The sequence below is a fragment of the Pedobacter sp. ASV28 genome, from assembly GCF_016428855.1.
Taxonomy (GTDB): Bacteria; Bacteroidota; Bacteroidia; order Sphingobacteriales; family Sphingobacteriaceae; genus Pedobacter.
This window is the reverse complement of sequence record NZ_JAELTN010000001.1, coordinates 15365-33829: the sequence shown is the minus strand read 5'-3', so window position 1 is coordinate 33829 and position 18465 is coordinate 15365. Positions and strand designations below refer to the sequence as shown.

Annotated in this window: 18 protein-coding genes; 15 read left to right on the top strand and 3 right to left on the bottom strand. The window is 38.0% G+C overall.

All coding sequences use genetic code 11. The features are described from left to right. Window positions 1–83 precede the first annotated feature (83 nt). Window positions 84–2048: a KUP/HAK/KT family potassium transporter gene (locus JHD79_RS00145; protein ID WP_199117052.1), complete on the top strand. Its 1965-nt coding sequence runs from the start codon at window positions 84–86 to the stop codon at window positions 2046–2048. Window positions 2049–2123: 75 nt separating this feature from the next. On the opposite strand, the gene JHD79_RS00140 is transcribed toward JHD79_RS00145, so the two are convergent. Continuing rightward, window positions 2124–2981 carry a UbiA-like polyprenyltransferase gene (locus JHD79_RS00140; protein WP_199117051.1) on the bottom strand — a complete coding sequence of 286 codons (858 nt, stop codon included), beginning with the start codon at window positions 2979–2981 and terminating at the stop codon, window positions 2124–2126. Between the two features lie 55 nt (window positions 2982–3036). Beyond that, the gene (gene yihA, locus JHD79_RS00135) at window positions 3037–3672 is read right to left on the bottom strand and encodes a ribosome biogenesis GTP-binding protein YihA/YsxC (protein WP_199117050.1); all 636 of its coding nucleotides are present in this window, start codon (window positions 3670–3672) and stop codon (window positions 3037–3039) included. A 138-nt stretch (window positions 3673–3810) separates the two neighbouring features. On the opposite strand from yihA, the gene ubiE reads away from it, so the two are divergent. The 14 genes from ubiE (at window position 3811) to JHD79_RS00065 (ending at window position 17418) form a co-directional block, all read left to right on the top strand. Next, entirely contained in the window at window positions 3811–4539 is a 729-nt protein-coding gene (gene ubiE, locus JHD79_RS00130) for a bifunctional demethylmenaquinone methyltransferase/2-methoxy-6-polyprenyl-1,4-benzoquinol methylase UbiE (protein WP_199117049.1), read from the top strand. Then, on the top strand, window positions 4536–5282 hold the full coding sequence (locus JHD79_RS00125; RefSeq protein WP_199117048.1) for an outer membrane beta-barrel protein: 747 nt from the start codon (window positions 4536–4538) through the stop codon (window positions 5280–5282). The genes ubiE and JHD79_RS00125 overlap by 4 nt, the downstream gene beginning before the upstream one ends. Before the next feature lie 47 nt (window positions 5283–5329). Further along, the gene (locus JHD79_RS00120; RefSeq protein WP_199117047.1) at window positions 5330–6088 is read left to right on the top strand and encodes an SDR family NAD(P)-dependent oxidoreductase; all 759 of its coding nucleotides are present in this window, start codon (window positions 5330–5332) and stop codon (window positions 6086–6088) included. A 104-nt stretch (window positions 6089–6192) separates the two neighbouring features. After that, window positions 6193–6639, top strand: a complete 447-nt coding sequence (locus JHD79_RS00115) for a GatB/YqeY domain-containing protein (protein ID WP_199117046.1) — start codon at window positions 6193–6195, stop codon at window positions 6637–6639. Between the two features lie 120 nt (window positions 6640–6759). Then, on the top strand, window positions 6760–7524 hold the full coding sequence (locus JHD79_RS00110) for an alpha/beta fold hydrolase (RefSeq protein WP_199117045.1): 765 nt from the start codon (window positions 6760–6762) through the stop codon (window positions 7522–7524). Then, window positions 7524–8186 (top strand): CBS domain-containing protein, encoded by a 663-nt coding sequence (locus JHD79_RS00105; protein ID WP_199117044.1) that lies wholly within the window; start codon window positions 7524–7526, stop codon window positions 8184–8186. The genes JHD79_RS00110 and JHD79_RS00105 overlap by 1 nt, the downstream gene beginning before the upstream one ends. An 8-nt stretch (window positions 8187–8194) precedes the next feature. Then, the gene (locus JHD79_RS00100) at window positions 8195–9076 is read left to right on the top strand and encodes an NAD kinase (RefSeq protein ID WP_199117043.1); all 882 of its coding nucleotides are present in this window, start codon (window positions 8195–8197) and stop codon (window positions 9074–9076) included. A 1-nt stretch (window position 9077) separates the two neighbouring features. Continuing rightward, a complete protein-coding gene (locus JHD79_RS00095) occupies window positions 9078–9884 on the top strand; it encodes a DUF6089 family protein (protein ID WP_199117042.1) in 807 nt (268 codons plus the stop codon). Window positions 9885–9909: 25 nt separating this feature from the next. Then, the gene (locus JHD79_RS00090) at window positions 9910–10650 is read left to right on the top strand and encodes an isoprenyl transferase (RefSeq protein ID WP_199117041.1); all 741 of its coding nucleotides are present in this window, start codon (window positions 9910–9912) and stop codon (window positions 10648–10650) included. A gap of 63 nt (window positions 10651–10713) precedes the next feature. Further along, window positions 10714–13257 carry an outer membrane protein assembly factor BamA gene (gene bamA, locus JHD79_RS00085; RefSeq protein WP_199117040.1) on the top strand — a complete coding sequence of 848 codons (2544 nt, stop codon included), beginning with the start codon at window positions 10714–10716 and terminating at the stop codon, window positions 13255–13257. Window positions 13258–13345: 88 nt separating this feature from the next. Next, a complete protein-coding gene (locus JHD79_RS00080) occupies window positions 13346–13876 on the top strand; it encodes an OmpH family outer membrane protein (RefSeq protein WP_199117039.1) in 531 nt (176 codons plus the stop codon). Window positions 13877–13917: 41 nt separating this feature from the next. Continuing rightward, the gene (locus tag JHD79_RS00075; RefSeq protein ID WP_199117038.1) at window positions 13918–14517 is read left to right on the top strand and encodes an OmpH family outer membrane protein; all 600 of its coding nucleotides are present in this window, start codon (window positions 13918–13920) and stop codon (window positions 14515–14517) included. Between the two features lie 61 nt (window positions 14518–14578). Further along, entirely contained in the window at window positions 14579–15403 is an 825-nt protein-coding gene (gene murI, locus JHD79_RS00070; RefSeq protein WP_199117037.1) for a glutamate racemase, read from the top strand. A gap of 113 nt (window positions 15404–15516) precedes the next feature. Beyond that, on the top strand, window positions 15517–17418 hold the full coding sequence (locus JHD79_RS00065) for a class II glutamine amidotransferase (protein ID WP_199117036.1): 1902 nt from the start codon (window positions 15517–15519) through the stop codon (window positions 17416–17418). Between the two features lie 124 nt (window positions 17419–17542). Here the strand turns inward: JHD79_RS00065 and JHD79_RS00060 are convergent, their stop codons facing one another. Then, window positions 17543–18166 (bottom strand): LysE family translocator, encoded by a 624-nt coding sequence (locus tag JHD79_RS00060; RefSeq protein ID WP_199117035.1) that lies wholly within the window; start codon window positions 18164–18166, stop codon window positions 17543–17545. Between the last annotated feature and the right edge of the window lie 299 nt (window positions 18167–18465).

The following is an 18465-nucleotide window of genomic DNA, read 5'->3' as shown; positions in this document are numbered from 1 at the left end:
GAAGTGCCCATAGAATTTACATTTAATGATAAATCATCTAAATCATAATTATTTAATTAATTTTGTCGTCAAATTTTAAGTCTGTGTCTAGTCATAAAAACGTTAATGCGCTCACTGCGGGCGGTGTTCTTGTCAGTTTAGGAATTGTATTTGGAGATATAGGTACATCTCCACTTTATACCCTTAAAGCTATTTTTAAAGCGGTTATAGAGTCTGGGCAAACCATCAATTCCGATTTGGTATTGGGCGCATTATCGTGTGTGATATGGACGCTTACCCTGCAGACTACAATAAAGTATGTCATTATCACCCTAAGGGCAGATAATAAAGGGGAAGGCGGGATTTTCTCTCTCTATTCTTTGGTGCGTAAGAAGGCCAAGTGGTTGGTGATACCTGCCATTGTGGGGGGCGCGGCACTATTGGCGGATGGCATGATTACCCCAAGTATTACGGTAACCTCGGCCATAGAGGGGCTGAAACTTAAGTTTCCTACCGTTTCGGTAATGCCGATTGTTATTTCCATTATTGCATTGCTCTTTATCATACAGCAATTTGGTACCAATTTAGTAGGTAAGTTATTTGGTCCGATTATGTTTTTATGGTTTGCGGCACTGGGGGTAACGGGACTATTCCAAATTGTTCATGATCCATCCATATTTAAAGCATTAAATCCATACTATGCCATTCATTTATTGAGTACAAACCCTAGTGCCCTATTAATTTTGGGCGGGGTGTTCCTTTGTACCACGGGTGCTGAAGCCTTATATAGCGATCTGGGACATTGTGGAAAGAACAACATTAGGATCAGCTGGATTTTTGTAAAGCTCATGTTGATCTTTAACTATCTGGGACAAGGTGTTTGGGTATTGAAAAATGCGGCAAATTATGATCCGCATAATGCAATGACCAATCCCTTCTTTAAGTTGGTGCCTGAGAATTTAGTGTTATATATGGTAGTTTTGGCCACCACGGCAGCTGTTATTGCCTCGCAGGCCATGATATCCGGATCTTATACGCTGATATCGGAAGCGGTACGCTTAAACCTTTGGCCAAAAGTGAGAATCAATTATCCCAGTGTTCAAAAAGGACAATTGTACGTGCCTTCCATCAACTGGTTGCTTTGCGTGGGATGTATCATCATCGTATTGATCTTTAAGCGGTCTGATGATATGGAGGGGGCCTATGGCCTGGCCATTAACCTTACCTTTTTAATGACCACCATATTGATTGCCGTATATATGCTGAGGAAGAAATTCCCAAAATACCTGATCGTTATTTTTGTAGTGATATACGCCGCTATAGAGCTTTCATTCTTGGTGGGGAATATGGCCAAGTTTGTACATGGCGGATGGGTGACTTTATTGATCAGTTGTGGTTTGTTAAGTGTAATGTGGACCTGGTACAATTCAAGAAAGATTAAAAACAGGTTTGTTAAGTATGTTGAAATAGAAGATTATTATACGATTTTAAAGGAGCTAAGCAATGACGAAACCGTACCCAAATTTTGTTCGCAATTGGTATATCTGACCAGTGCAAATTTCAAAACAGAAATCGAATCCAAGATCATCTATTCCATTATACAGAAAGAGCCCAAGCGTGCAGACGTCTATTGGCTGGTGCATGTTGATGTTATGGATGAACCTTATACCATGGATTATAAGGTAGAATTTTTAATACCTGGTAAATTGATAAGGATAGATTTTAAACTAGGGTTCAGAATTGAGCAAAGGGTGAACCTGCTTTATCGTAAAGTAGTAGAAGAATTGGTGAAGAATGGAGAAGTGGACATCACGAGCCAATATGCGTCTCTAAATAAACACAAAATTGCTGGGGATTTTAGGTTTGTGCTGTTAGAAAAACACCTGAGCAAGTTTACCAACCTGAGCTTTTATGAACAAACCATTATGGACTATTATTTCATTCTTAAACGATTGAGTTTGTCTGAAGTGAAAAGTTTTGGACTTGATTCCAGCTATGTGGATGTAGAAAAAGTGCCTTTGATTTTTGTTAGCCCTGATGCTATTGAGTTAAATAGGTTGCCGGTTTAGTAGTTGGAAAAATATGGCCGCTAAAGTAGTTCGCAATAATAAAATAACTCCCCAATAAAGAGTAGATGGGCTTATTTAGCTTGTCCTCAAATAAGCGTCAACCAAAAAGCAAATTGCAAAAACGACAGAGGCATATCCATTGGTAGTGGCGAAAGCTTTATTTACCTTACTGATGTCTGTAGGTTTGACCAAGAGGTGCTGATAGGTAAGCATGCAACAGAAAAATATAATGCCAACATAGTACGGCCAGCCAAAGTTTATGAAATAAATGGGCAGGATTACGCACGCAGCCGAAAGCACATGCAGGAATGAAGAAAGTCTTAGCGCATTTTTTCTGCCTATTGCCGAGGGAATGGAGTGTAGTTTTTCTGAACGGTCAAATTCCTCATCCTGTAGGGCATAAATGATATCGAAACCGCTGACCCAGAACAGCACCGAAAAGGCATACAATACAGGAACGATATGGAATGTTCCCGTTACGGCAATATATGCTCCAATTGGAGCTAATCCTAAGCCTAAACCCAAGACCACATGGCAAAGTGCCGTAAAGCGTTTGGTATAGCTATAGAACAATACTACAAAAATGGCAATTGGCGACAGATAAAAACATAGATTGTTGATGAAAAAAGTGGTGGAGATGAATAAGATGCAGTTGATAATAACGAAAGTCAAAGCCTCTTTTGAAGAGATCTTACCAGCGGGAATATCTCTGGTAACCGTTCTCGGATTTTTGGCGTCAATATCCCTGTCTAAGTACCTGTTAAATGCCATAGCGGCATTGCGGGCAAAAACCATGCACAATACCACTGCTACCAATAAAAACCAGTTAAAGGGATGGTTGGTCGTGGTAATCCCTAGGAAAAAGCCAATAAAGGCAAAAGGCATGGCAAAAATTGAATGTGCAAATAAAACCAGTGAAAAATACTTTTTCATTCGTAGGATCATATTGTTTTTAATGCTTGGAAGACTTTCGTTTTATGATGGTTAATTAATTGTCGCTAGCAGCTTCGGGGGCAATTATCGGTGCGATAAAATCTTCATTGACCTGTTGTATAAAATCTAGTAGTTTGTCTCTACCTAGGCCACTTGTAGAAGAGGTAATAAAATACGGAGGGACTTCTTCAAACCAATTTTGTAGCGATTTGCTAAACTTAGCCACATTTTGATTTGTTTTAACAGTAGATTGTTTGTCGGCCTTTGTGTAAAGAATGGCAAATGGGATTTGGCATTCGCCTAACCAACAGCAGAACTCAAGATCTATTTTCTGTGGTTCCAAACGACTGTCTACTAAAACAAATACACATTGCAGATTTTCTCTTTTTGTCAAGTAATTCCTAATGAATTTTTCCCATTTTTCTCTACTTGTTTTTGAAACCTTGGCATAGCCATAACCGGGTAAATCGACAATAAACCATTTTTCGTTGATCAAAAAATGATTGATCAATTGCGTTTTTCCTGGTCTTTGAGAGGTTTTTGCCAAGCCATGCTGGTTGACCAACTTATTGATCAACGAAGATTTGCCTACATTAGAGCGTCCAATAAAGGCATACTCTGGCATAGTTGGCAGGGGCAGGGCCGAAACCTTGGTGTTGCTTACAACAAATGTTGCAGATTTTATAATCATAGGACAAAGGTAAGGATTTTGTTGTGATGGTTAATTGTCCAAATCCTTATAACTGTTCAACTGTTGTTGGCAAATGACAATTTACCGATTAACCCATTCCAACAATTCGGCAATTAACGTTATCTTTGTTGCATCATTATGAATTCAGAAATTACCCCCTATTCAGGTACCGAGACCAAAAAAGAGCAAGTGGCCAATATGTTCAACAATATATCGGGCACCTACGATTTCTTAAACCACTTTTTATCTTTAGGTATCGATATTATTTGGCGCAAAAAGGCCATCAAAGAACTCTTGTCCCTAAAGCCGCAGAAGATGTTGGATGTAGCTACAGGTACTGGAGATTTTGCCTTTGAATCCATTAAGATTTTAAAACCCCAACAAATTATAGGGGTTGACATCTCTGAAGGAATGCTGGAAGTAGCCAAAAAGAAAATTGCAGAACGAAATTTAGGGGTGGTATTTTCGGTACAAAAGGGAGATTCTGAAGGGCTTCATTTTGACGATGATACATTTGATGCCATTACGGTAGCCTTTGGGGTACGTAATTACGAGAATTTGGAAAAAGGTTTAGCGGATATGTTAAGGGTGCTCAAACCTGGTGGGAAAATTGTGATCTTAGAATTTTCCAAACCCCGTGTATTTCCGATTAAGCAATTGTATAATTTCTATTTCAAACACATTACACCATTTTTTGGAGGGCTGTTTTCTAAAGATAAAAAAGCTTATGCTTATCTTGAGGAATCTGTGCAGGCATTTCCAGATGGTAAGGATTTTACCAACTTGATGGAAAAAGTTGGCTATAAATATAACAAACATCGTTCTTTAACGTTTGGAATTAGCGCCATATACACAGGGATTAAATGAAGAAAACCATACTGATCTTATTAACTTTCCTTGGAACAACTATTGCAAAGGCCCAGAATTGGGGCGGAGGCATAGACGAACAGGATTTTAATTGGGGCTTCAGTTTTCAATACATCTCTTCAGAGTATAAAATTGTTAAAAAACCTGATTGGAGAACCCCTTTCAGTGATTATGAACAAAATGGCCGGATCATTACAGATCGGTTAATGTCTATTTCTTCTCCTTCCTCTGTTGGGTTTGGAATTGGTTTTGTACTGAACTATCGTTTGAATAATAACCTTGACCTGAGAAGTACACCGACCTTGGTGTTTAGTGATAGGCTGGTGGACTATAAATACGAGACCCCAGCGATATATAATACTGCATTTTCAGAAAAACAGCAGAAGGTGCAGGCCACATTGGTCGATTTTCCATTAGGAATAAAAGTAAAATCGGATAGAAGGAAAGATTTTAGGGCCTATTTTTTATTAGGGGCAAAATATTCTATCGACTTGGCTTCGGGTAAAAAATCTAAAGATGCTGAATTTGCATTGATAGATAAGTTGTTGAAAAACAAAAAAGGCTTTGCCTCTTATGAGGCAGGTATAGGATTTGACCTTTATTTCGAGTATTTTAAGATGTCGCCTGAAATAAAAGTAAGCCAGTCATTTAGAGATGTTCTAAAGCATGAAAACCATCCTTATGCCACACCTATCGAAAAGGCTATTTTGAGAAATTTTACTTTCAGCTTGTTTTTTGAGTAATCTGCTTCTGATAAAAAAGTTACCTTTGTGCTAAAATCATAGGACTAATGGCCAAAATAGCATTAATCACTGGTGCAACCTCTGGTATTGGAGCAGCTTGCGCAAACACTTTTGCAGTACAAGGTTATCATTTAATTTTAATAGGAAGAAGAGAAACACTTTTAGCGCAACAGGCACTTCATATTGAAGAGCAATATGGAGTAAAGGTTAGAAAGATACAAGCTGATGTTAGAGACAAGGAAAACATCAACTATGTGTTGGAAACATTACCTTTAGAATGGAAAAACGTTGACGTATTGGTTAACAATGCGGGTTTAAGCCAAGGCCTAGATCCCATAGACAAGGGAAATGTAGAGGATTGGGACACGATGATAGATACCAATGTAAAGGGACTGTTATATGTAACCAAAGTGGTATCGAGTTGGATGGTCAGTAGAAAAAGTGGCCATATTATAAATATTGGTTCCATTGCTGGAAAGGAAGTTTATCCCAATGGAAATGTCTATTGCGCTACCAAACATGCAGTTGATGCCTTAAATAAAGGCATGAGAATAGATTTATTGCCACATGGAATAAAGGTAACGGCCATTAACCCAGGTATGGTTGAAACCGAGTTCTCCATTGTTCGTTTTAAAGGAGATGAAGGCAGGGCCAAAAAGGTATATGATGGATTGGAACCTCTAATTGCCCAGGATATAGCCGATGCCATTTGGTACGTGGTAAGCAGGCCAGCTCACGTAAACATTAATGACATGCTTATTATGCCTACGGCCCAAGCTACCGCAACCATTATAAAGAGAGACTAAGGTTGTTAAATCGTTGATTTGGTTGATCTATGAAAAGGCGATGCCGGAAAAACATTAACCAATTAACCAGAATTAACCAAATTAAAACCATTAAAAATTTAAAGATGATTTCAACAAACATAGATCAAGAGATCAAACAAGCCATGTTGGCAAAAGATCAAGTAAAATTAAGAGGACTTAGGGCCATAAAGGCGGCAATATTATTGGCTAAAACAGAAAAAGGACATGCTGAAGAGTTAAATGAGGATGCTGAAATAAAAATTTTACAGAAACTAGTAAAACAGCGAAAAGAATCTGCTGATATTTACCAGAGTCAGGGAAGGGCAGACCTTTACCAGGTAGAGCAAGAAGAAATAGAGGTAATTTCCCAGTTTCTGCCAAAGCAGTTAGAAAGGGAAGAGATAGAAAAAATCATTGCCAAGATCATTGCTGAAACCGGAGCTTCCTCCATAAAGGAAATGGGTAAGGTAATGGGTTTGGCCAACAAAGAACTGGCAGGAAAAGCCGAGGGAAAATTGATTGGTGAGATTGTGAAGAATCAATTGGCATAAGAAAACAATAGGAATGGTATTGCTGTTTAGTTGAAAAAAAATGTACTATTACATAGTGTTATTTATTTTTACTCTATTAACTTAGTAGCACATACCATAAAAACATACATATAATAATTTATGAATTACGAAGTAATTGATCAGGATGGATTTAAGTATATAGAGGCTGGCGAAGGTGAACCTTTGGTATTACTTCATGGTTTAATGGGCGAATTGAGCAATTGGGAGCACACCCTTAACAAGTTTAGGGCAAATTATAAAGTGATTGTGCCCATACTGCCTATTTATGAGCTGCCTATCCTTACATTGGGGGTGAAAAGCTTATCGAAATATTTGCTTCGTTTTTTAAAATTTAAGAAACTGGATCAGACGGTATTAGTGGGCAATTCTTTGGGAGGGCATGTAGGCTTGGTATTTACGGTTGCCCATCAGGAATATGTAAAGGCATTGGTGTTAACTGGAAGCTCTGGATTATATGAAAATGCTTTTGGAGGATCTTTCCCCAAGCGTGAGAGCTATGATTTTGTTAAAGAGAAAGTAGAGTTTACATTTTACAGCCCTGCAACAGCAACCAAGGAATTGGTTGACGAAGTGTTTAAGACTGTAAATGATCGTTCTAGGGTAATTCGTATTTTAGCCTTGGCCAAGTCGGCCATTAGGCATAATATGTCTAAAGATCTAAAAAAGATTACCATTCCCGTATCGTTGATATGGGGGAGACAGGATAAAATTACGCCACCCGATGTGGCGGAGGAGTTTCATGAGCTCTTGCCTAATTCTGAACTCAACTGGGTAGAAGAGTGTGGGCATGCGCCAATGATGGAACAACCAGAAATATTTAATGACTATTTAGACAAATTTTTAAACAGAATTTTACTGAAGTAATGTTTGCAGCAGAGCTCATATCGAATACTATACCACCACTAAAGACTTCCGATACCGTTCGGAAAGCTTTGGAACGAATGAGTGAATTCAAACTTTACCATTTGCCGATAGTAAATGAAAAGCAATACCTTGGGCTTGTGTCTGAAGAAGAATTAATGGAAATAAGGGAACAGGAAACGGCTATCGGATCTTTATCTCTAAAAATCCTCAATTCTTTTGTGTTTGAAAACTCACATGTATACGACGTCATTAGGTTGTTTAACCAGCTGCAATTATCAATAGTACCAGTGCTCGATCAGCAAAAAAATTACCTGGGCTTGGTATCTATAAATAGCTTGTTGAGTTATACCGCTAATTTATTTGCGGTAAATGAGCCCGGAGGCATTATTGTGCTTTCCATTGGCAACAGAAATAATTCTTTGGCGCATATGTCTCAGATTGTAGAGGCAGACAATGCCCAGATTCTATCATCCTATGTAAGTGCTTTCCCAGAATCAACACGTTTGGAAGTTACCCTTAAAATTAATAAAACAGAACTTTCTAGTATTGTAGCTTCTTTTGAGCGTTATGATTATGAGGTCAAAGCAGTTTTCAATAATACCAATCACGACGATGACTCATTGGATAGATATAATTCTTTCATGAACTATTTAAACGTATAATATCCTTCATGAAAATAGCTATATACGGTAGAGACTTTAATGACAGTGTTTTACCTTTCATTCAAGAGGTATTTGACGCTTTAGCCGCTAATCATGTTGAGATAGAAGTATATCATAAGTTTTTCAATTTTGTAAAGAACAAGGTCACACTTCCCCGTAATGTTGGTACTTTTTCAGATCATAAAGAGTTGGTTAGTAAAGCAGACGTGCTACTGAGTTTAGGTGGGGATGGGACTCTATTAGACACATTAAGCTTTGTCCGTGATTCGCAAATTCCTGTAATCGGCATCAATTTCGGGCGTTTGGGTTTTTTGGCCAGTATCAATAAGGCAGAGATCAATAATGCGATAATGGCATTGGTTCAAGGAGCATATAGTATAGATAAAAGGAGTGTGCTAAGTATTGAATCGCAACATGCGCTGTTTGGCGATGAGAACTTTGCGCTAAACGATATTACTATTCATAGGCGCGATAATTCGGCGATGATGATTATCCACGCTTATATGAATGGGGAGTTTGTCAATTCCTATTGGGCCGATGGATTGATCATTGCTACACCAACTGGTTCTACCGCCTACTCGCTGAGTTGTGGAGGGCCTATCATTTTGCCAAATTCGCAAAACTTTGTAATTACCCCGGTAGCACCTCATAATTTGAATGTAAGGCCTGTTATTGTTCCGGATGATGTAGAACTTACTTTTCAGGTAGAGGCCCGAAGCACGAAATTTCTGGTAACCTGCGATTCAAGGACGGAAACGGTTGATCGATCTGTGAAGATCAGCATCAATAAAGCACGATTTCATATAAATCTTGTTCGTCTTAACAATGAAACCTTTTTAACGACGTTAAGGAATAAATTACTTTGGGGTATAGATACCCGTAATTATTAGAATGGCCCGAAAAAAAACTATTTTATTTTTTATCGTAAGTTTTCTTTTTATTGCTGATGGCCGTGCTCAGGTTTGGGAAGTGGGGGCACAGGTTGGAGGGGCTGGATATATAGGCGATTTGAACCCAGACCATCCATTGAAAATTAGTGGTTTGGCCGCCAGCTTATTTGTCAAGGCCAATCTAGATCCAAATTGGGCAATAGGTTTTCATTATAATTTTGGCAAAATCAAAGCAGATGATGCCAAATCAACATACCCCCAGTTTAGGGATAGGAACCTCAATTTTTATAGTAATTTGAACGAATTTACCTTTATGGTGGATTTTAATTTTTTAGATTACTTTGCAGGGGGAGGCTTTAAACGATTTTCCCCATATTTATATACAGGAATAGGGACAGTGATATTTAACCCGAAGACCAAATATATGGGAAAGGAATATGAGTTGGCATTATATACCACCGAAGGGCAGGAAAAAAGCTATAAAACCTATGCACTGGTCATTCCTTATGGGGCAGGGGTAAAATATAATTTTAGTGAAAAGTGGAGCCTGCTTGGTAATATCGGTTATCGAAATGCCTATACCGATTATTTGGATGATGTAAGTGGAAGCTACCCAGATCCGGCAGATTTTGCCAATAATGGCAGTGTTGGGCAAATACAAAAGGCTTTGTCAGATCGGTCTGGCGAAAAAACAGGCGTTTACATAGGGGCCAAAGATACACAAAGAGGAGATTTTAGAAAAAGAGATACATATATGTTTGTAGGTATTGGCATAACTTATACCTTTGTGAGCCAAAAGTGCTTTTAACTTTTAACGGTCTTCTACACAATAAATGGATTTTAAAGAGCAAATAGATATTAATCGCTTACCTGAACATATTGCCATCATTATGGATGGTAATGGAAGATGGGCAAAAAATCAAGGGAAATTTAGGGTTTTTGGTCATGAAAGTGGCGTATTATCAGTAAAAGATATTGTGGAAGGTTGCGTAGAGATAGGCATAAAATACCTTACTGTATATGCGTTTTCAACAGAGAACTGGAACCGTCCGGTAGAAGAGGTGAATGCACTGATGGAATTGCTGATTTCTACCATTAATCAAGAAGCCGAGACACTCAATAAAAATAACATCAGGCTGAATGCCATAGGTGATTTGGGTTCTTTGCCAAAAAAATGTATTGAAGACTTGGACAATGCTATGCAAAAGACCAAGGAAAATACCAAATGTACATTAACGCTTGCATTGAGCTATAGTGCCAAATGGGAGATTGTGGAAGCAGCCAAAAAAATAGCCAAACAAGTGGAGCAGAAGGAAATCAATATCGATCAGATTGATGAGCACCTGTTCGCTTCGAAATTGACCACTTCAAATATTCCTGACCCAGAATTGATGATACGTACCAGTGGAGAGCATAGGGTTAGTAATTTCCTTTTGTGGCAAATGGCTTATACCGAATTATATTTTACAGAAACACTATGGCCTGACTTTAGGAGGGATCACCTTTTTGAGGCTATTGTCGATTACCAAAAACGCGAACGTCGCTTTGGCAAAATTAGTGAACAATTGAACTAATTTTTCTTTTAACACTTTTTAACATGAGTTTAAATTAACTTAGCAACGTTTTTTAGATTGTAAATGAGAAGAATATACCAACTTATATTTTTGCTAATGATTGCTTTGCCATCGTTAGCTCAAATTCGTAACCCACAAACACAAGCAGCACCTTCTTTAAAAGTAAATGGCTTAAGTTTAGATTATTTTAGCCCTAAGGAGTATATCATTGGAGGGACCACTTTAACCGGATCCCAATATCTTGATAAGGATGTGATCATTACCCTTTCGAAATTAACGAAAGGAGAAACCGTTATGCTTCCAGGAGAGGCTACGGCAAATGCCATTAAAAATCTTTGGGTACAAGGTTTATTTGATGATGTAAAATTGAACGTTTCGAAAATAAATGGCGATACGGTTTATTTTGATATAGAAGTAGTAGAGCGTCCACGTTTAAGTAGCTTTGAGTTTATCGGTATCAGCAAATCTCAAAAAACTGATATTACCGAGAAACTTGGTGATAAGGCTGGTAAATCTATCATCAATGACAATTTATACAATACCACTCGATCTATCATTACAAAATATATGTATGAGAAAGGATTTTTCTATACAACGGTAGATTATAAGACAAAACCAGACCCAAACCAGGAAAACAGTGTCATTCTACAAGTAGTGATTGATAAGGGAAGAAGGGTTAAGGTTCAGGAAATCAACTTTACAGGGAATAAAGCTTTTAAGTCGGCTAAACTTAGAAAATACCTAAAGAAAACTAAGCAACGTGCCTTCTATAAGGTGTTTGGTAGCGGTAAGTTCAATAAAGAAAAATACGAAGAAGATAAACTTAAGCTAGTTGCCAAATTACATGAAAAAGGGTATCGCGATGCCGTTATTGTAAGCGATAGTGTGTATAAGTACAACGATAAAACAGTAGGTATCAAGATAGATGTTTATGAAGGTCCTAAATACTATTTTGGCAATATTTCATGGGTAGGTAACGCTAAGTATCAGACTAATTTCTTGGAAAAGATTTTAGGTATAGAAAAGGGAGAAGTATTCAGTGAAGAAAAATTGGAGAAAAAGCTTAGGGGCAGTGCAAACGGAGATGATGTTTCCAGTATTTATCTTAACGATGGCTATTTGACATTTAATGTTGATCCTGTACAGACTAAAATCCATAATGATACTGTAGATATTGAGATGCGAATTTATGAAGGCCCTCAATACACCAACAATAAAATCAGCGTGGTAGGAAATACCATTACCAACGATAGGGTGGTGATCAGGGAAATCCGTACCAAACCGGGTGAGAAATTCTCTAAAGAGGCATTGATCAGAAGTGTTCGTGAAATTGGCCAATTAGGTAATTTTGATGAGTCTAAAACCAATCCGGTTCCAAAGCCAAACCCGGCAGATGGAACAGTAGATATTGTTTACCATGTAGAGGAAAAACCTTCTGACCAGATCGAGCTTTCGGGTGGTTTTGGTGGAGGTAGGGTAATTGGTACCTTGGGTTTAACCTTTAATAACTTTTCGTTAAAGAATCTGTTTAAGGGAGAAGCCTATAGACCTCTTCCAAAAGGCGATGGACAAAGACTAAGCTTACGTGGTCAAACCAACGGTAAATATTACCAGTCTTATAGCTTTTCTTTCTCTGAACCTTGGTTTGGTGGTAAGAAACCGGTGAGCTTTGGTTTGAGTGCTTTTACCTCTTTACAATCAAATGGTCTGGCCAAAAGCAATTCATCTTACTATGGCATCCGTTTAAATGGGGTTTCTGTGAGTTTGGGTAGGAAACTGAAATGGCCAGATAACTGGTTCTCTTTGGTTCACTCTATTAACTTAAATCAATACGTATTAAATAATTACCCTGGTTATTTATTTAGTACAGGTACTTCCTATAACTTAAACTTGACCCAAGAGATTGCACGTGACTCGAGGAACCATAATATTTTTCCAACAGGAGGTGCATATTTGAGGTTTACCATACAAGCTACGCCGCCTTATTCTTTATTTAACAAGGTAAATTATGCAACAGCATCTGACAAGGACCGTTACAAATTTACAGAATACCACAAATGGAAATTTGAGGCACAATGGTTCGAGACCGTGATAGGCAAGTTGGTATTTAAAGGCCAGGCGCAGTTTGGTTTCTTAGGTTCATACAACAGTGCTGTTGGACAATCGGCATTCGAGCGTTTTAAATTAGGTGGAGACGGTATGCAAGGCTTTGACTTTTTGCAAGGCTCTGAGATCATCGCTATGCGTGGTTATTCCAACAACTCGGTTATACCAGTAGGGGCTAATCCAACTATTGCACAAAGCTCGGGTAGTCCAATATTCACGAAATATGTAATGGAATTAAGATATCCGGTGATCAATTCTCAACAAGCTACCGCATTTATGACCGTTTTTGGTGAGGCCGGTAACACTTGGGATAAGTTTAGGGACTTTAATCCGTTTAATGTAAGGAGATCAGTTGGTGTGGGTGCTAAAATATTTTTACCGATATTTGGACTATTGGGTATTGACTACGGTTATGGATTTGATAAGATACCAGGTATAACCGATGCCAATAAAGGCCAATTCCACTTCAGTATAGCACAACAACTGGGAGGATTTAATTAGTAATTAATAGGAATCGATCATGAACTTGTTAAACATATAGAGATAAAAATCATGATCGTTTCAGTACCGATTGAAAAAATATAAATAGATGAAAAAAGTAATTTTAGCAAGCTTTTTATTCCTAGCCACTTTGGGCGCTTCGGCACAAAAAATGGCCTATGTAGACACGGAATACATTTTAAAACATTTGCCAGATTATAAATCATCCCTTACACAGTTAGAGGGATTATCCAAGCAATATCAAAAAGAGGTTGATGAGGTTTTTGTAGAAGTAGATAAAATGTACAAATCTTATCAGGCAGACCAGGTATTGTTAACAGATGATATGCGTAGGCGCAGGGAAAATGATATTATAGAGAAAGAGAAGAAAGCCAAGGAGTTACAGCGTCAAAAATTTGGTCCTGAAGGAGATTTGTTTCAAACCCGTACCAAATTATTAAAGCCAATTCAAGAAAAAGTCGCCTCAACCATTGCAGAAATCGCAAAAAACAAATACATTGACTTCGTTTTTGATAAGAGTAGCGAGTCGACCATGATGATTTATGCGAGCAGTACTTATGACATCAGTAATGACGTGATCATTAAACTAGGTTATAAACCGGGCACATTAGTGAAATAATAAACACACAATAGAAAATAAATATTAAGTAAAATAGAAAAATGAGAAAGTTAATTAACGTATTATTTGTAGCAGTAGGATTGTTCTTTACTTCTAATGTTGCAAATGCACAACAAAAATTTGGACACCTGAATTCTGATGAGGTTTTTGCTGTTTTACCAGAAGCCAAAAGCATTTCGACCACTATTGAAAACTTGGCCAAAAATAAACAAGCAGAAATAGATAAAATGATCACTGAATATCAAACTAGGTTCAAAGCTGCTCAGGAAAAAGAAAGAACGATAAGCGAGGCCAATAAAGATGTAGTCGTAAAAGAATTGCAAGTTGCACAAAATGAACTACAGGATTTGCAAAAGAGAATAGAAGATGCCCGTACCAAAGCGACAACAGATATTCAGAACAAGCAAAATGAGTTATTTCCTCCGTTACAACAAAAAGTAGCTGCAGCGATCAATTCAATTGCTAAAGAAAAAGGTCTTGCTTATGTTTTTGACACTGCTGTATCTCAAGGTTTCAATAACTTGGTTTACTTTGATGGGGGAGAAGATATTACTCCTGCAATCAAAACCAAGTTGGGTATTTCGGCAACTGCTGCGCCTGCTGCAACAAAACCAGCTACTGGCCCTGCTAAAAAACCATAATCTTCAACAACAAGAATTTAACAGCGGAATTAAGGAATCTTAATTCCGCTTTTTTATGCTTATGAACCCTCAAAATGCTATAGGTATATTCGATTCTGGATTTGGCGGACTTACGGTATTTAAGTCTATTGCCCAAAAACTGCCAGACTATAATTACATTTATCTGGGCGATAATGCCCGATCGCCATATGGCGACCATTCTTTCGAAACGGTCTATCAATATACATTAGAATGCGTAGAATGGCTGTTTCAACAAGGCTGTCCACTGGTAATCTTAGCTTGTAATACGGCTTCGGCAAAGGCCCTAAGAAATATACAGCAGTTGGATCTCCCCAAAAAATACCCCAACCATAGGGTATTGGGGGTAATTAGACCTACTGCCGAAGTAATAGGTAATTTTAGCCAAAGCAAACACATTGGGGTAATGGGTACCAGAGGTACGGTAAATTCCAACTCTTACCCCATAGAGATCCATCACTTTTTTCCAAGTGTGGAAGTTCACCAGCAAAGCTGCCCTATGTGGGTTCCCTTAATAGAAAATGGGGAGCATCTCCATGCTGGTGCGGATTACTTTGTAGAGCAATATATTCACCAGCTCATGCATCAATCGGCCGATATTGATACGATTTTATTGGCTTGTACACATTATCCATTACTGGTGCCAAAAATTGAAACCTATCTGCCAGAAAAAGTACGTTTGATTGCTCAGGGCGATATTGTAGCCAATAGCCTGACTGATTATCTTCAGCGTCATCCAGAAATTGAAGGTAAGCTGGCTAAGACCCGGCAGCGAATTTTTTATACTTCTGGAGAGGTATCGGTCTTTGACCAACACGCCTCTGTCTTTCTGGAAGAAGAGATATCTTCCCTTAAAATAAAAATATAACAAATTCTGTCTCAAAAAAATAACAAAAAAATGATTTGTTTATCTTAAATGAGACAATTTGTTGCTAGGTTTTGAAATTATAAAAGGGTAAATTTGCGGCTCAATCACAATCAATGAGCGATCAGATCAAACACGAATGCGGTATAGCCTTTATCCGCTTGTTAAAACCTCTCTCATATTACCAGGAAAAATACGGTACAGCACTTTACGGCCTCAATAAATTATACTTGTTGATGGAGAAGCAGCACAACCGTGGGCAGGATGGAGCAGGTATAGCTACCATTAAGCTGGATATGAAACCAGGTAGCCGTTACATTAGCCGTTATCGTTCAATGGCGCAAAATGCTGTTGCCGATATTTTTGGCTATGTACAAAATAAATTCGTGTCCATACAGGAAGAAACCCCTGAGCTTATGAAAGACACCGAATTCCTGAAACAGAATGTGAGTTTTATTGGAGAGGTATTGTTGGGGCATTTGCGCTATGGCACACATGGTAAGAATAGCATCGAGAACTGCCATCCCTTCTTACGTCAGAATAACTGGATGACCAGAAACCTGGTTATTGCAGGAAACTTCAATATGACCAATGTGGATGAGCTACTGGAGCAATTATATGAACTCGGGCAGCACCCCAAGGAAAAAGCGGATACGGTTACCGTGCTCGAAAAAATAGGACATTTCTTAGATGACGAGAACCAAACCTTATTCGACGAATATAAAAAAGAGGGTTTAAGTAATGTAGAGATTACCCAAAAGATCTCTAAAAACCTAAATCTGGCCAATATTCTGCGCAGATCGGCCAAAAGTTGGGATGGTGGTTATACCATTTCCGGTATTGTTGGCAATGGAGATGCTTTTGTACTGCGTGACCCTTCAGGCATTCGTCCGGCATTTTATTATGCCGATGATGAAGTAGTCGTTGCAGCTTCGGAACGACCAGCCATACAGACTGCTTTTAAGGTGCAGATCAAGAATGTAAAAGAGATTGAGCCAGGGCATGCGCTGATCATCAAAAAAGATGGGACCGTTACCCAAGAAATGTATCGTGAACCCACAGAAAAAAGAGCTTGTTCCTTTGAAAGGATCTATTTCTCCAGAGGTAGCGATGCCGATATCTATAAAGAACGTAAAAAGTTGGGACAGTTGCTTTGCCCACAGGTATTAAAAGCTGTAAATTACGATATTAAGAATACGGTTTTTTCATTTATTCCAAATACGGCAGAAGTTTCTTTTTATGGTATGGTAGATGGACTGCATGAATACATTAGGGATGTGCAAAAAGATACCTTGGTGAACCGCAAGGAAAAATTGAGCGATGGCGAATTGGATGAGTTGCTGTCGATGCGACCTAGGGTAGAAAAATTGGCCATTAAAGATGTAAAACTAAGGACTTTTATTACACAGGATGCTGATAGGGGAGAAATGGTGGCGCATGTATATGATACGACCTATGGGGTAATCAAAAACCACACAGATACTTTGGTGGCCGTAGATGATTCGATTGTTCGTGGAACAACCTTGAAACAAAGTATCATCAAGATCATCGATAGGCTGCATCCTAAAAAGATTATTATTGTTTCTTCTGCGCCCCAAATTCGTTATCCAGATTGCTATGGCATTGATATGTCGAAAATGGGACAGTTTGTAGCTTTTGATGCGGCCATCCAATTATTGATAGAGAGAGGTATGGAGCATATTATTGAAGAAGTTTACCAAAAGTGTAAAGCGTCATTATTACTGCCTAAAGAAGAAATTATTAATCATGTTAAAGAGATTTATCGTCCATTCCAACAACAGGAAATATCTGATAAAATAGCACAAATTATTACGCCTAAAGACACCGTAGCGGAAGTGGAAGTCATTTATCAGACATTAGATAATCTTCATGTAGCCTGTCCGGACCATAGTGGTGATTGGTACTTTTCGGGGAATTATCCAACTCCTGGAGGAAACAAAGTGGTAAATAAAGCTTTTGTAAACTGGAAAGAAGGTAATAACCAAAGGGCATATTAGATCATTGTTTTATAAAGCTATTGCTTCGAGAAAAAGGCTGTCTAATTATGGACAGCCTTTTTTTATAAAATGATCAGCTGTTGAAGCGTAGATACAAGTAGGAAGGAAATGATCGTATTTATGCTTAATAAAATTGAATGTAGGTTTTGGTAATGAGCCAAACCGCAAAAGCAATAATAACAATACCTGCTATTTTATTGAGTTTTCTTAGGGTGTCTTCCTTAATACGATACCTTAATTTGCTGGCATAATACGTTTTAAGGGCATCAATACAGAGCTGAGTGGCAATAGCCATGAAGAAGCACAATAGCTTTTCATCAAATCTGTTGTTAAGCTTTACAGAGATGATTCCGCTCACTACGATCCAAAACATGAGGGTGGAAGGGGTCAATAGGCACATTAGGAAGCCTTTTAGTATATAACCACGCTTACTTATCTTGATGTTATCGTTTTCCGTATAACTGATCCTCATCTTAGATAAAAGATAGTAGACGCCTATTATCATGATAAATACCCCCCCAACTATACCTACATACTTGTCAAAACTCTCTTTATATTCGAAAAACTGACTGCCGAAAAGAACAATGCCGATCAGGATCAGATCACTTACGATCACACCTGTAGCTAATGAAAATCCTGCCTTGAAGCCTTTTTCAATACTTGTTTTGATCATGGCGAAAAAAACAGGACCAGTTAAAAATGAGGATATTAGCCCTGCTCCTAGGCCCAAGATGATAGCTTCAAACATGTTTTGTTCCCCATAATTTATGCTAATATGCAATTTTAAGACTAAAATGTTGAATTTTTATTTAGTTTTTACAAAGATGAGGAAGGGATAAAATAATATAATAGACCAATATGAAAAAATGAAGAAGAATAGAATAAACAGTGCATAGTTGGATATTTTATTTCTCGCTTTTTATGGGGTTATATATTTATGTTAACGTACACAATTTGTTTTATTAGGGTTTTTTGAAAAAAAACTAGAGATAAGTTTACTTTTGTTTATGTTAGAGGAAAATTTTACCATCAACTGAACAAACTATG